The 14927-nt window shown below is 37.1% G+C and carries 15 protein-coding genes; 6 read left to right on the top strand and 9 right to left on the bottom strand.

Annotated elements, in window-relative coordinates; all coding sequences use genetic code 11:
- Nucleotides 1-37: 37 nt before the first annotated feature.
- From G521_RS0111165 to ubiE, 7 genes are all read right to left on the bottom strand, one after another.
- Nucleotides 38-922, bottom strand: a complete 885-nt coding sequence (locus G521_RS0111165) for an NAD kinase (protein ID WP_026898614.1) — start codon at nucleotides 920-922, stop codon at nucleotides 38-40.
- Between the two features lie 10 nt (nucleotides 923-932).
- Nucleotides 933-1595 carry a CBS domain-containing protein gene (locus tag G521_RS0111160; protein WP_026898613.1) on the bottom strand — a complete coding sequence of 221 codons (663 nt, stop codon included), beginning with the start codon at nucleotides 1593-1595 and terminating at the stop codon, nucleotides 933-935.
- 4 nt (nucleotides 1596-1599) lie between these two features.
- Nucleotides 1600-2367: an alpha/beta fold hydrolase gene (locus G521_RS0111155; RefSeq protein WP_026898612.1), complete on the bottom strand. Its 768-nt coding sequence runs from the start codon at nucleotides 2365-2367 to the stop codon at nucleotides 1600-1602.
- A gap of 126 nt (nucleotides 2368-2493) precedes the next feature.
- Nucleotides 2494-2940, bottom strand: coding sequence for a GatB/YqeY domain-containing protein (locus G521_RS0111150; protein ID WP_026898611.1), 447 nt, complete (start codon nucleotides 2938-2940; stop codon nucleotides 2494-2496).
- Between the two features lie 26 nt (nucleotides 2941-2966).
- On the bottom strand, nucleotides 2967-3728 hold the full coding sequence (locus G521_RS0111145) for an SDR family NAD(P)-dependent oxidoreductase (protein WP_026898610.1): 762 nt from the start codon (nucleotides 3726-3728) through the stop codon (nucleotides 2967-2969).
- Between the two features lie 63 nt (nucleotides 3729-3791).
- Nucleotides 3792-4526 (bottom strand): type IX secretion/gliding motility protein PorT/SprT, encoded by a 735-nt coding sequence (gene porT / locus G521_RS0111140; protein WP_026898609.1) that lies wholly within the window; start codon nucleotides 4524-4526, stop codon nucleotides 3792-3794.
- Nucleotides 4523-5254, bottom strand: a complete 732-nt coding sequence (gene ubiE / locus G521_RS0111135; RefSeq protein ID WP_026898608.1) for a bifunctional demethylmenaquinone methyltransferase/2-methoxy-6-polyprenyl-1,4-benzoquinol methylase UbiE — start codon at nucleotides 5252-5254, stop codon at nucleotides 4523-4525. Before ubiE ends, porT begins: the two co-directional genes overlap by 4 nt.
- A 164-nt stretch (nucleotides 5255-5418) precedes the next feature.
- Between ubiE and yihA the strand changes: the two genes are divergently transcribed.
- From yihA to G521_RS0111105, 4 genes are all read left to right on the top strand, one after another.
- A complete protein-coding gene (gene yihA / locus G521_RS0111125; protein WP_026898606.1) occupies nucleotides 5419-6033 on the top strand; it encodes a ribosome biogenesis GTP-binding protein YihA/YsxC in 615 nt (204 codons plus the stop codon).
- A gap of 60 nt (nucleotides 6034-6093) precedes the next feature.
- Complete coding sequence (locus G521_RS0111120) at nucleotides 6094-6954, top strand: UbiA-like polyprenyltransferase (protein ID WP_026898605.1); 861 nt, start codon at nucleotides 6094-6096, stop codon at nucleotides 6952-6954.
- 159 nt (nucleotides 6955-7113) lie between these two features.
- Entirely contained in the window at nucleotides 7114-8829 is a 1716-nt protein-coding gene (locus tag G521_RS0111115) for a M3 family oligoendopeptidase (protein ID WP_026898604.1), read from the top strand.
- 200 nt (nucleotides 8830-9029) lie between these two features.
- Nucleotides 9030-9671, top strand: a complete 642-nt coding sequence (locus tag G521_RS0111105; protein ID WP_026898603.1) for a hypothetical protein — start codon at nucleotides 9030-9032, stop codon at nucleotides 9669-9671.
- On the opposite strand, the gene G521_RS17045 is transcribed toward G521_RS0111105, so the two are convergent.
- Entirely contained in the window at nucleotides 9642-10340 is a 699-nt protein-coding gene (locus G521_RS17045; RefSeq protein ID WP_051189705.1) for a phosphatase PAP2 family protein, read from the bottom strand. The genes G521_RS0111105 and G521_RS17045 overlap by 30 nt on opposite strands.
- Nucleotides 10341-10416: 76 nt before the next feature.
- Here G521_RS17045 and G521_RS0111095 point away from each other — a divergent pair, with 76 nt between their 5' ends.
- Nucleotides 10417-12129: an amino acid permease gene (locus tag G521_RS0111095; protein WP_026898602.1), complete on the top strand. Its 1713-nt coding sequence runs from the start codon at nucleotides 10417-10419 to the stop codon at nucleotides 12127-12129.
- 65 nt (nucleotides 12130-12194) lie between these two features.
- Here G521_RS0111095 and G521_RS0111090 read toward each other — a convergent pair whose 3' ends face one another.
- Nucleotides 12195-14153 carry a KUP/HAK/KT family potassium transporter gene (locus G521_RS0111090; RefSeq protein ID WP_026898601.1) on the bottom strand — a complete coding sequence of 653 codons (1959 nt, stop codon included), beginning with the start codon at nucleotides 14151-14153 and terminating at the stop codon, nucleotides 12195-12197.
- A 195-nt stretch (nucleotides 14154-14348) separates the two neighbouring features.
- Here G521_RS0111090 and G521_RS17820 point away from each other — a divergent pair, with 195 nt between their 5' ends.
- Nucleotides 14349-14885 carry a T9SS type A sorting domain-containing protein gene (locus tag G521_RS17820; protein ID WP_051189704.1) on the top strand — a complete coding sequence of 179 codons (537 nt, stop codon included), beginning with the start codon at nucleotides 14349-14351 and terminating at the stop codon, nucleotides 14883-14885.
- The last annotated feature ends 42 nt before the right edge of the window (nucleotides 14886-14927 follow it).

Raw genomic sequence — 14927 nt, 5'->3', positions numbered from 1 at the left:
ATTTATTTACGCCTCCTTTAAACAACATGCCCGAAGACTAATAATTGCGGGTGTCAATACCCCACAATAACTTGTTCCTTAACGTAGATAAATAATTTTCATTATTGAGTCTGATCAGATTGATATTAAATCCTGCTTTCTTAACAGTAACACGAACCGAATTATCAATTACTTCGGTACGGGAATCGCAGGTTAATAAAAACTTGGAACTGCGGCCTTCAATTTCAAAAGATAATTCATTAGAATCTGAAAGTACAATCGGGCGAACGTTTAGGTTATGCGGCGAAATTGGTGTAACTACCATATTGCCCGATCTCGGAAAAATAATGGGTCCGCCGCAACTTAATGAATAAGCGGTTGAACCTGTTGGAGTTGCCATAATTAAACCATCGGCCCAATAAGAATTTAAAAATTCTCCGTTCAGATAAGCGTGAATGATCATCATGGCAGAGGTATCTCTTTTATGAATAGTTACATCATTCAATGCAAAATTTTCCTCTCCAAATAGATTTATGTTTGATTCAACACTTAACAGAGCACGGGTGTCTAACGTATATAAACGGCTGCAAAGACTGTTAATAGCTGATTGAATATCATCTTTATTGATACTGGCTAAAAATCCCAGACGGCCAAAATTTATTCCAATGATTGGAATTTTAGAATCCCGTATTAATGAAACGGTGTCAAGCATGGTTCCGTCACCTCCCAAACTTATCAAAACATCGACCTGGCTTTGAATAAGGTCTTCGTGATTTTTAAAATTATGGAACTTTTTAGGAAAGAATATTTTGCCCGAAATAAACTGACTGTATTTTTCGTAAACAAAAGGTTCAATGTCATGCTTTGCAAGGCTATCAAAAACCTGTTGAACATAAGGCAGTACAGAATTATTGAATTGCCTGCCGTAAATTGCAATCTTCATTCGTAAGGTTTTAGATATCCAGATAGTTCATCAGCTGATCATAACGGTCCTGAGTACCATCATCAGCTTTTATGTCATTAAAAGTGGCTTTTACATTATAATTATACCGTAGAAGAGAAGAGATTATTGCTGATATATCTGTACGGTTTAACTTTAAGGTTAGCTCTAAACGGGTTGAATCAGGGAAAGATTTGATGTATGAACTTAAAATCTGAGCATTATCAGATTCAATTATTTGAGCGATATGTGCCAGAGAGTTGTTACGGTTGTCAATTTCGAGAATGATGATTCCACCAGGCTCTTTCACCGAAGTCATTACAGCAAAATACTCCACCATATTATTGATAGAAATCAAACCCAAATAGTTTTTATTCTGATCGAGCACGGGTACAACCGATAAATGCTGCTCAGCAAAAAGTCTGATTACATCATAAATATGCTGATGTTCAAAAACATAATAATTATGAAGACTTAAGCTTAATCCCCCAATTTCAATGGAAAGATCCTGAACTTCTATTAAATCATCCTCTGAAATTAAACCCAGTATTTGCTGATCATTTACAATTGGTAAATGATTAATACGGAATTCTGCCATCCGATCCAAAACTTTCTGAACAGAGTCTGAAGTTCTTAAAGGAGGTATAACATCCGATATTAATTCTCGTGCAAACATGTTATCAAATTGTGACGGCTATTCGATCCAGAAATTTCTTCAGATAATCATTAAATATTTCAGGGCGCTCCATCATAGGTGCGTGACCGCATTTCGGTACCCAGTTTAATTCAGAATCAGGCAATATATTATGGAATTCTTTTGCAACATCCGGAGGTGTTATTTTATCATCCTCGCCCCATATCAAACAAACCGGAATAGTGATTTTGTGCAATTCTTTTGCCATGTTATGCCTGATGGCTGATTTAGCCATTGCTAAAATCCGGATTACCCGGACACGATCGTTAACCGTTGCAAATACATCGTCTACCAATTCTTTGGTGGCTGTTGCCGGATCATAAAAAGTATATTCTACTTTTTCTTTAATAAAGTCATAGCTCTCCCTACGCGGAAAAGATCCACCGAATGCATTTTCATATAATCCTGAACTTCCGGCTAAAACTAAGGCTTTAATATATTCCGGATGGCTGAGAGTATATATTAAACCCACGTGTCCGCCCAGAGAATTTCCTAAAAGGATTACATTATCCAGATTTTTGTACTTAATAAATTTATGAACAAATTTAGCCAAGCTTTTAACGCCCGTAGTGAGCAGAGGCATTTCATATAAAGGCAACATCGGAATAATGACACGGTACTGGCCTTTAAACTCATTTACCACATGCTCCCAGTTGCTTAAAGCACCCATTAAGCCATGAAGCAGTAATAGAACCTCGCCTTGTCCTTCTTCTATATACCTGAAACCATTCTCCTCTTTTATTTCGAACTCCATAGAAATATTTGATACATAATTGTATTGGTGCTAAGATAGAAGTCTGATTGTAAAAACAGTGCAAAACTTTATCAAATGCTATAAAAATAAGTTTTTACAAAATAAAATTGTTAAATTTTTTGATGATTATGCAAGCAATTCCTTCACTACTTCAGAAATTGTTTTCCCGTCTGCTTTTCCTGCCATCTCTTTGTTAGCAAGACCCATCACTTTTCCCATGTCCTTCATTCCGGCTGCCCCTGTTTGTTGAATAATTTGCTGAACAATTCCTTTCACTGCTTCCTTATCCATTTGGCTGGGCAGAAAAGCTTCGATCACTTCAAGTTCTTCCACTTCAACCTGTTGCAGATCGGGCCGGTTCTGTGCGATGTAAATTTCAACTGATTCTTTACGTTGCTTTACCAGTTTTTGAAGCACCTTAATTTCTGCCTCTCCCGTTAAAACTTCCGATGCACCTTTTTCGGTTTTAGCCATCAGTAAAGCAGCTTTTATAGCTCTTAATCCCCGTAAGCGTACATTATTTTTAGCCAGCATGGCTGCCTTTATCTCCTGATCAATCTGTTGTTGAAGCATAGTTTTTAAAATTTAAAAAGATAAGATTACTCAGTAGTTTTTAACAAGTGCGATGTATTTGCCTGAGCCGTTGGCATTACCACCATTTCATTAATATTAACGTGGGCAGGCCTGGAAACTACAAACCAGATAGTTTCTGCTATGTCTGCCGCATTTAAAGGTACAAAACCATCGTAAACCTTTTTTGCACGATCTTTATCTCCCTTAAACCTAACTTCAGAAAATTCGGTTTCTACAGCTCCGGGATGTATGGCCGTTACTTTTATACCATGAGGCAGTAAATCAATACGCATGGCTTTATTTAAAGAATCTACAGCGTGTTTTGTTGCACAATAAACGTTTCCGTTTGCATATGTTTCTTTTCCTGCGATAGAGCCAATGTTAATAATATGACCCGACTTTTGACTTACCATCCATCCGGAAACAACCTTGGTTACATACAGCAAACCTTTTATATTCGTATCAATCATATTATCCCAATCATCAATATTTCCACTTTGTATGGGATCCAAACCCTGACTCAAACCTGCGTTATTAACAAGAACTTTGATTTTTTTCCATTCTTTGGGTAATGACTCTAGATTTTGCACCTCTTCATTATTCCTTACATCAATGGTAAGCAGCTGCGTTTTAATTCCAAATTCAGCACTTAAATTCTTGGCAAGAGATTTTAGCCTTTTAGTTCTACGTCCTACTAAAATTAAATCATAATGATGTTTGGCAAATATGCGGGCGCAGGCTTCGCCAATTCCGGCGGTAGCACCCGTAATCAGGGCAATTTTTGACATATTCAATAAAGTGAAGCCGAAATTACTAAAACCTGTGTAGGTTTAACAGCGCTTTGAAATTTATTATTCGAAGTACAAACTGAATTGAAAGTTTCTAAGAAAAAGTTTATCCAGCGGGGCTGAGTATGGATGTTCTTCGGGGCGAAGCACACTTTTAAATGAATTGGAAAGCTTAATCTCCGGCGACAATTTAAAAAACTCAAAATACAGATCAAAACCTATCCCCGTTTCATACCACAAAATATTCCGGGTATTTTTTACAAACTTTTCACTCAGAATATTATCCTCGTCGTTTGTCTTTTTCTTAGAGACAATATCAATGGAGTACTTTGCTCCTCCAATCCAGTATGCTCTGAAATTTTTGCGGCGGTCTGATTTTATTTTTATCCCCAGAGGAAAATCTACCAGAGTAGACTGAATCCGTTGCTGTTTAAATTCCTCAGGATCCTCATATCTGTAATCTATAAAGCGATCAGAGAAAATCAGGGCCGGCGTAAATCGAAGATCAGCGTTTTTACCCATACGGTAATTGCTCACAAAGCCCAAACCAAAGCCCGGAGAGGTTGGAGAACTGATGCTGTACAAATCGGGTTTTACCTGACTTCCGTCTTCTGGATCGATAAAAGGAGCTCGCCAATCCGGTTTTTTGACGATTTTATATTCAGATGATATATATTGAAAGGTGAAACCAAAATGAAAAGGATCATCATCTACCCCGCCTCCCCAGCTGTTTTGCCCAAACACGGTTACACCCGAAATAATGCTGATCAGAATAGTGAGATAGAATCGTATTATCATTTAAGGCCGGTATAAATTGAACAAATCCCAAACGCTAATGGCCTGCATTTGGTATTTCTAAAACCTGCGTTCTCCATCCGGCTTGTAAATTCATCACCATCCGGAAAAGCTGCAACCGACTCGGGCAAATAACTGTAAGCGCTCGCATCTTTTGAAAAAAGCTTACCTATGGTTGGAGTAATATATTTAAAATAAAAATTATAGCCTTGCTTAACCGGAAAAACTTTTGGTTTCGAAAATTCAAGTATTACGGCTTTGCCCCCGGGTTTTAACACCCTTAACATATCAGATAATCCCTGATCAAGGTTTTCAAAATTTCTTACTCCGTAAGCTACAATTAGTGCATCAAAAGTATCTGCTTCAAATATTAATTTTTCTGAATCTCCAAGCCGAACTTCAAAGGTATCCTGCAAATTTCTCTTAATGATTTTTTCATCGGCTACTGCCAGCATTCCGCTGGAAATATCCACTCCAATAACTTTTTTGGGCTTTAATATTTTTATGGCTTCAAAAGCGAAATCACCTGTACCGGTAGCCACATCCAATATATACTGAGGTTTACTATCCATTAATTCTGAAATTGCCTTTTTTCTCCAGATTACGTCAATGCCCAATGACATAAAATGATTTAGAAAATCATATGTACCCGATATATTATTGAACATTGTTGCTACCTGCTCCTTCTTGGTAGCATTTGAATCATTGTAAGGCGTTACTGATTTCGACATATGCCTGCAAAGATAATCATGCAATTGAGTTTGTTTACCCGCTCATGTAATTTTATGATTTCAAAATGGTTTTTATCCGGGCCCATGTTTATTAGCTCTGTATTCATTTTGCTTTTATCTGCAATCAAACGGTCAACTCGATACAAATTTCTACCTTTGCCCAAATGATCATTAAAAGCGCCGAATTTCAAGTAAGTAATACCCGGACTGATAAGTTGCCTCCGCCGGTATTACCCGAGTATGCCTTTATTGGCCGTTCAAATGTGGGTAAATCCTCGTTGATCAACATGCTTGTTCAGAAAAAAGGTTTAGCTAAAACCTCTCAAACGCCAGGTAAAACTCAGTTAATTAATCACTTCTTAATAAATGAAGATTGGCAGCTGGTAGATTTACCAGGTTACGGTTATGCCAAAACATCCCGCAGCAATCGTCACGACTGGGAGAAATTCATCCGGTATTATTTACGTAACCGTGAAAATTTGCAATGCGTTTTTACTTTAATAGACAGCAGACTAGAACCTCAAAAAATTGATATTGAGTTTTGTACATGGCTTGGGGAGAATGGAATTCCCTTTGTTCTGGTTTTTACAAAAGCGGACAAACAGTCCCGAACAAAGTCAGATCAGAACATGGCTAAATTTAAAAAAGCGCTTACACCCATTTTCGAAGAAGTTCCACAGCAATTCATAACTTCTGCAGAAACCCAGGAAGGACGTGATGAATTGCTTTCCTTTATTCATGATATAAATCAAAGGTTCGAAAAGTTAGATATAAAATAATTGCGACAGTCGGGGTTTCATAATTTAAACTGCTGTTGCTATAATAGGTATGAATAAAGCATGAAAAAATATTTTTCGCTGGTACTGTTTGCTCACACAATTTTTGCAATGCCCTTTGCCTTAATCGGTTTTTTCCTGGCAATTACTACTACAGAATATCAGTTCAACTGGGTAAAGCTTTTGCTGATGATCCTTTGCATGGTGTTTGCCAGAAATGCGGCCATGGCATTTAACCGATATCTAGACCGTGAGATTGACGCAGAAAATCCTCGTACTGTTATACGTGATATCCCTGCCGGAAAAATTTCGGCTAAAGGTGCTCTCACATTTACTGTGATCAATAGTTTACTTTTTATTATTGCCACCTTATTTATAAATCCTTTATGCTTTTATCTTTCACCTGTCGCTTTAGCGGTAGTTTTAGGATATAGCTATACCAAGCGATTTACTCCCTTATGCCATTTAATTCTGGGATTAGGTTTGGCTCTTGCTCCAATTGGCGCATATCTGGTAGTAACCGGAGAGTTTGCGCTGCTACCGATATTTTATTCACTGGCCGTTTTATGCTGGGTAAGCGGCTTTGATATCATTTATGCTTTACAGGATGAAGAATTTGACAGACAAAAGGGTTTAAATTCAATTCCTGCCTGGCTGGGTAAAAAAAGAGCATTGCAGGTATCGGGCTTTTTACATTTACTAGCCGTAGTTTTTATCGCATTACCGCTTCTTTATACTCCGCTTAGCTGGTTCTACATCTCCGGAGTTTTATTTTTTATCACTTTACTCATTTACCAGCATCATTTAGTTAAGCCAAATGATTTAAGCAAAGTTGACCGGGCATTTTTTACAACCAACGGAATTGCTTCGGTTGTTTTTACAGCTTTCTTTTTCCTGGATATTTATTTAAGAAACCAGTTCTAAAGCAAATTCTGACTGATTTTATTTAAATTTCCAATCTGAAAAAATCGGGCTCACCTATCTCTTGAAAATAAATATTTGACCAATAAATTCGGCAGCAACCGAACAAACAATTGACCAGTAACTGGTCATATCATCAATCTTAAAATATACTATACTGTGATGAAAGATCTAAACATTTTAAAAAAACCAAGAACTTATATACCGCAAAATCTGGAGACCAAATGGGAAAATCTGGAGCCTCTTTTTTCTGAACTAAAAAGCAGGGAAATAAATTCAACGGACGATTTGGAAAAGTGGTTATTAAACAGAAGTGAACTTGAAGCAGCTCTTGAGGAAGATTTTGGATGGAGATACATTCGCATGACCTGCAATACCGCTGATGAAAAGCTTTTGGAGGATTTTCAATATTTCGCCACCGAAATTGAACCTAAAATTGCGCCCATTACAAATGATTTAAATAAAAAATTTATCAGTAGTCCATATCTGAAAAAATTAGACCAGGATAAATTCTTTATTTATACACGAAGCATTAAAAAGGCGCTCGAGCTTTTCAGGGAAGAAAACATTCCTTTATTTACCCAGATACAAATTGAGCAACAGAAATATCAGGCAATTACCGGCGCCATGTCTGTAATTATTAATGATAAAGAATATACTCTGGAACAAGCCTCTGTTTTTTTAAAAGATACAGATAGAAGCGTTCGCCAGCACGCATGGGAGGCAATTACAAAACGCAGATTGGAAGACAAAGAGAAACTGGATGAACTTTTTCAGGTTCTTTTAAAACTTCGTCATCAGGTTGCATTAAATGCCGGATTTGAAAATTTCAGAGATTACATGTTTCAGGCTTTGGGACGCTTTGATTACAGTCCCCATGATTGCTACAAATTCCACGAGGCCATTGAGCTGGAGATGGTGCCGATTCTTGAAAAACAAGCCGAAAAAAGGCGTATTGCACTTGATTTACCATCATTAAAGCCTTGGGATATGGATGTAGACATTTCGGGCAAACCGGCTTTAAAACCTTTTAATAGTGGTCAGGAATTAATTGACAAATCTATTTCCTGCTTTCAAAACCTCCATCCTTATTTTGGTGAACGATTGGAGATCATGAAGTCCAATGGCTTATTTGATGTAGAAAGCAGAAAATCCAAGGCTCCGGGCGGATATAACTATCCTTTAGCAGAAACAGGCGCCCCATTTATATTCATGAACTCAGCCAATTCTTTTCGTGATTTAACAACTATGGTTCATGAAGGCGGTCATGCTGTTCACACTTTTGTAACCGCAGAACTGGAACTAAATGACTTTAAACACTGCCCTTCTGAAGTTGCAGAACTTGCTTCAATGAGTATGGAATTAATCTCCATGGATAAATGGGATGTGTTTTTTGATAACGAAGAAGATTTAAAAAGAGCCAAACGGGACCAGTTAAAAGATGTTCTTAAAACACTTCCCTGGGTAGCAGTGGTTGATCAGTTTCAACACTGGATTTATACCAATCCGGAGCATACTGCCGCAGAAAGAACGGAAGCATGGAAAAAAATATTCGAACCTTTTGGAAATAATTTTGCCGATTGGAAAGGCCTTGATGATGCATTAGGAAATCTGTGGCAAAAACAATTACATATTTTCGAAGTGCCTTTCTATTACATTGAGTATGGAATTGCCCAATTAGGAGCCATTGCCGTTTGGAAAAATTACAAAGAAAATCCGGAGAAGGCTTTAAATCAATATCTGGATGCGCTTAGGCTCGGATATACTAAAACAATCAAAGAAATATATGAAACTGCAGGTATTGAATTTAACTTCAGTGCACCTTATGTTAAAGAACTGGCAGATTTTGTAAAAACTGAATTAGAGAAACTGGAATAAAAAACAAATTCAAAATAAAAAAGTCTTTAGAGTATATTCTAAAGACTTTTTTTGGTTAGGGATAAAAATTTGCGAAGTCCGTTTGGTTTATTTTCTTTAAGAAATAATCCCGGCTTAAAACTTTCAAGCCGAAATTTACTTACTCTCATAACTAAGCATTCTGGTTCTTTGAAAAGCCACACTACTTAAAAAATACTCGTATGAAAAAACTACTTTTTTTGTTAATGATCAGCTTTTTGAGCTTTCCTCTATTTTCTCAGGAATGGAAAACGGTTAATATTGATTCGGCGGTATCCTTCAAACTTCCTAAAGGATTTATAAAAACCAAAACTGCAGATGAAAACAATTTTTCGGCGCAAACTCCCTTTGGTACCATCTTAATTTTCAAGGCTCCTGATGATGCAAAAGTAACCCCTGACATTGAAAAAGATAAACACCTTAATCAATTTTACACCAGCTACCTGGAGCGGGTTAAGTCATCCAGCTCAGACGCGATAATAACCGATGAAAAGGATACTTTACTGGGCAATTTAAAAGTGAAAGATTTTACACTTGCTGTTGATTCGGGAAGTGGAAAGCAACTTCGAAAATTCAGAATTTTACATGCAAATAATGCTACTTATACCTTTGAATTTCTTTTCCAGGAAATCCATAAGGATTACGCCGCAGAAGAATGCAATAAGTTTTTCAATTCTATTTCTGTAAAGGAAGATTTGGATAGAAGCGACCAGTTTACAGCAGATAACATCCCGGGTTCGCAACCCAATTATTATCTGATCGGAGCTATTGTGCTGGTCATACTGGGAATTATTCTATTTTTCAGTCTCCGCAGAAGAAAATGATGAAGTGATCCGTTTTAATCTGTAATCAAGTTTCCCATCCAGTTTTGCTGAATTGTACCAGTTGCTGTTTTCTAACCACCAGATTAATTGAAAGGTAAGTATTACGCCCAGGACCGATCCTGCCACAATATCTTCAAAAAAATGCTGGGCTAAATACACTCTTGAAAAAGAAGTAATAATAGCGACAGGCAATAAAATCCAGTGTTTATTTTTATAAGGCAAGAGGTAAGTTAATATAACTGCCAGAGTAAAAGCAGAAACACTATGACCCGAAGGAAAACTATTCCACTGATGTAAAGGATATCCTTCTATTGAACGAATTTCCTGTATTCCTTCGAAAAATTTTACAGGACGAGGCGAATGAAACACCCGTTTTAAAACCTGAACAAATACGGATGTATAAGCGTAAGCCATCAGGGTTAACACACCGTATCTGATTTTCACAAACATCAGTCCCAGCCCGATGATTATTATGGTCAGGCCATCCCCCAGATAAGTATTCAATTTAAAAAACTCATCCATAAAACTAGTGTGGTGCCTATTCGTCCATAAAAAGAAATCCGTTTTGGGAATGCTCAGCTGTATGGTAAGAGCTATAACTAGAAATATCAGATAACTGATCAAAAAAACCGGATAGCGTTTTAAAATAGAAAGGAAGCTTTTGGGCATTATTTCAGAAGAAAGTGATTTCAAAACTAATTATTTTTTATGTTTGGAAGAAAAAACCTTATATAAGTAAATAACTATGTCGAATAACTTCTTCCGCAAAAAGTCAATCGATCTGATTATGCGAGATCGTAAGGCGGGATTTTCGGATGCAGAACATGAATCTGCAGGTCTTAACCGGGTTCTTAAAGTAAAAGATCTAACATTAATGGGAATTGCAGCCGTAATTGGCGCAGGTATCTTTTCAACCATTGGCAATGCGTCATTTCAGGGCGGACCCGGGGTTAGTATTTTATTTGTAATTACAGCAGTTACCTGCGGATTCTCGGCTTTGTGTTATGCAGAATTTGCTTCCAGAATTCCCGTATCAGGAAGTGCGTATACTTACGCTTATGCTTCTTTCGGAGAACTTATCGCATGGATTATAGGCTGGGATTTACTGATGGAATATGCTATTGGTAACATCGCGGTAGCTATTTCATGGAGTGAATATTTCACAAACCTTCTCGAAGGTTTTAATATTCATATACCCGCATATTTAACCATGGATTACCTGACAGCCTTACGAGCTCACGAAGAGTTAAGCGCATTGGGAGGTGCAGGCGGCACAGCAGCAACAGCTAAATTATCTTACGCTGCTCAGGCATGGGCAACTGCGCCAGGTTCGGGTAATTTTAAATTAATTGCTGATATCCCTGCTTTGGGAATCGTTTTTCTGATTACCTGGTTAGTTTTTATCGGAATTAAAGAAACCAAAAAGGCAACCAATGCGATGGTAATTTTAAAAGTTGCCGTTGTTATCGGGGTTATTGCTATCGGCTTTTTCTATGTAAATCCGGCAAACTGGGATCCATTTTTACCGAACGGATTTTCGGGAATGATGAAAGGTGTTTCGGGAGTTTTCTTTGCCTACATTGGTTTTGATGCAATTTCTACAACTGCAGAAGAGTGCGAAAATCCAAGGAGAGATTTACCTAAAGGAATGATCTATTCGCTGATAATATGTACCGTTTTGTATATTTTAATTGCATTGGTATTAACCGGCATGGTTAATTACACCGAACTTCAGGTTGAAGATCCACTGGCATTTGTTTTTAAGAGAATTGGTTTAAACGGCATCAGTTACGTAATTTCTATTAGTGCAGTAATTGCTACCGCGAGTGTTTTATTGATTTTTCAAATGGGTCAGCCCCGTATTTGGATGAGCATGAGTCGCGACGGATTACTTCCAAAAAGATTTTCCAGCATCCATCCAAAATACAAAACTCCGGGTTTTGCAACTATTGTTACCGGTTTTGTTGTAGCTATTCCGGCTTTATTTATGAACCTGACTGAAGTTACAGATTTAACCAGTATCGGAACATTATTTGCATTTGTACTGGTTTGCGGCGGTGTGCTTCTGCTCCCCAAGGAAAATATTGATGAATCTAACAAAAAGAGATTCCGCATTCCGTATGTAAATTCAAAATTCATCATTCCGGCTTTATTTATAACCGGACTGGTATTTTTCTGGAACCCGATTTTATCTCTTATGGATTACCAGGGCGACTGGCACAATTACAAGGATAAGCTTCCGTACTTCCTGTTTATCATTGCTGCAGGAATTATGGCCGTATTATCATTCCGGAAAAACCTGTCTTTGATCCCTGTATTAGGTTTACTAAGCTGTTTATATCTGATGACTGAATTGGGTTACACCAATTGGCTTCGTTTTCTTATATGGCTTGCATTAGGCTTAATAATTTATTTTTCTTACGGTTATCATAAGAGTAAATTAAATACAAAAGAATAATTGAAACTGAAATAAATGAAGAAAGCCCTCAATTTTGAGGGCTTTCTTCGTTTAAAAATCTCTTACTAAGATTCAATTGTTTCCGGATACGATATCCTGGTAAGTTCTGAATTCTCCGGAACCGAAACAATTAATGGAACCCGTTCAATGGTTACAAAACTTGCGTCCAGACCAAAGCCACGTTCTTCTGATAAACTGAACTTTTTCAGGATAAAATAATAATCCATTATTACCCGCTCAATAAATCTCAGCGTATTGGCTCTTGATAAAACTTTTTCTAATACAATGAATCTAAAGTCACCAACGATCTTGTGTTTTCTTAAAGAGTCGTATTTACTGGTTATATCTATTTCGCCTTTATGAACCAACTCTTCTACAACTGTTCTGAATAAAACATTGATTTGCTGTTCAACCCTGAAACCAAGCTTGAAATCAATTCTTATTAATTTATTCGGAATGAGAAATTCAACTTTATATTCTTTAGTAAAAGGTTCATCCATTACGTCTACGTGCACCAGCCAATAAACATCTGCACGTTTTGGCTGTTTCTGTAAAATTGAATACATAATCTTAGATTCAATTTCTGAGATGAAATTAGCGCTGGTTAAATAAACCAGTTGAGATGCATATTTCGGTACAGATTCATCATCACTTAATTCACTCATGATGGGGAAATAATCTTCAATTTCCACAAACCGCACATAACGGTTTTTAATACGGCGGGCGGATGACCATGCCCACATAACTGATAATAATATAGATGCAAGAACCAAAGTAAACCAGCCTCCATGAAGAAATTTAGCCATATTACCAACAAGGAACACCAGCTCAATTACTCCATAAATAGAAACAAACAGAACCACCAAATAAGTAGGAACTTTTTTACGTTTTAAAAATACAGCCACCAGAATGGTTGTCATTAAAAATGTAAGGTTTATGGCCAGGCCGTATGCGCCTTCCATATTTCGTGATTCCCGGAAAATAAGAACCACAATGATACAGCCCACCCATAACAAAATATTTATTGAAGGCACATATAACTGGCCTTTTTGATTACTTGGATAGTTTATTTTTACTTTAGGCCATAAGTTCATTCGTACAGCTTCAGAGATCAGAGTAAATGATCCGGCAATCATTGCCTGACTAGCAATAATTGCAGCAGTAGTTGCTATACAAATTCCAAAAATCAAAAACCACTCGGGCATGAGGCTAAAAAATGGATTATCCAAGCCAAGAGGGCTTCCCTGGTGCTGCCATAACCAAACACCCTGCCCAAAATAATTTAGTAATAAGCAGCTTTTTACAAAAATCCAGCTAATCCGGATATTTGAGCGACCGCAATGTCCAAGATCAGAATATAAGGCTTCGGCTCCGGTGGTGCATAGGAAAACCGCACCTAAAATAAATAAAGCCGAAGGATTAGTTGCAAGTATGTGATAAGCATAATACGGATTAACCGCTTTAAGAATTTCGGGAAACTGAAATATGTAAACCGATCCTAAAACGGCCATCATACTAAACCATACAAACATTAAGGGACCAAAAGCCTTTCCTACAAAAGAAGTCCCGAATTGCTGGATAAGAAACAGGCCCGAAATGATCGCAATAACAATTGGCACCGTTGTTAAATTGGGATAAAATACCCGCAATCCCTCAATAGCTGAGGATACAGTAATCGGTGGTGTAATCATTCCATCAGCAAGCAGTGCGGCTCCGCCGATCATTGCCGGTACCACGAGCCATTTTGCCCTCCTTCGGACTAATGAAAAAAGTGAAAAAATGCCTCCTTCACCCTTATTATCAGCCCTTAATGTAATGATTACGTATTTAATGGTAGTTTGAAGAGTTAAGGTCCAGAATATACAGGACAATCCTCCTAGAATCAAATCAGTAGTGATAATTCCATCGCCAACAATAGCTTTGAATACATATAATGGAGAAGTTCCAATATCACCATATATAATCCCTAAACTGATAAGCAGACCGCCGGCACTTAGCTTGTGCAGATTTTTATGACTTGACATTTGTAAAAATTATGCCACAAAAGTACAATCTTAGCACCACAATATTTTATTCATATATCTTAATTAAATTTTAAAAAATTCGAAAATTTGATGTGCTCTGAGAAGGAATGTTAAATTATGTTAAAAACATTGAATGCAATAATTGAGTATTAAAGTATAGCTTAATTATTTATATTTTTGTAATTGATCATAAATATGAAGCACAAATACCTGTACTATTTAGTAATATTTTTCGTTACCGGCGTGTTTGTGCCTGGTACGGGTATTGCTCATGCAGATATTCGTCAAAGCACTGGTGATTCTACCAAAACCTCAAAAACAAAAATTACAGATACAAGATCCAACAAACCTGCATATCTTAAAAATGGTGTAAAAGTAAATTTTGTGCCGTTTAAACCTACGGTTGATAAGATTTTTGGAAATACATCCTCTTTACCTGTTGCTATAAAGGTTGATACAAGTGATGATAAAGTGATCACCAATGTTAAAGTGTATCCCAATCCGGTTTCTGATCAGCTAAACTTAAGCTATAAAGTAAATAAGGATTCTAATATCAGCATCAAGATTATGGATGTGCTCGGCAATGAAATTTTAACCCTTCTTTCTGAACACATAGCTGCCGGCGAACAAACCAACTCATTTAATATTGCATCAAAGCTAAGCAGCGGATTTTATTTTGTCCGGGTGGTTGCCGGGAACGAGGCTGTGATTAAAAGAATATCTGTTCTGTAGATAATTTGTTTCCCGCCGACGAATTCTCCTCCTAAATTTAAA

Origin of the sequence: Daejeonella oryzae DSM 19973 (assembly GCF_000422945.1) — a bacterium.
Taxonomy (GTDB): domain Bacteria; phylum Bacteroidota; class Bacteroidia; order Sphingobacteriales; family Sphingobacteriaceae; genus Daejeonella; species Daejeonella oryzae.
Note: the sequence above shows the minus strand (reverse complement) of the source record. Positions and strands in the feature narration are given on the sequence as shown.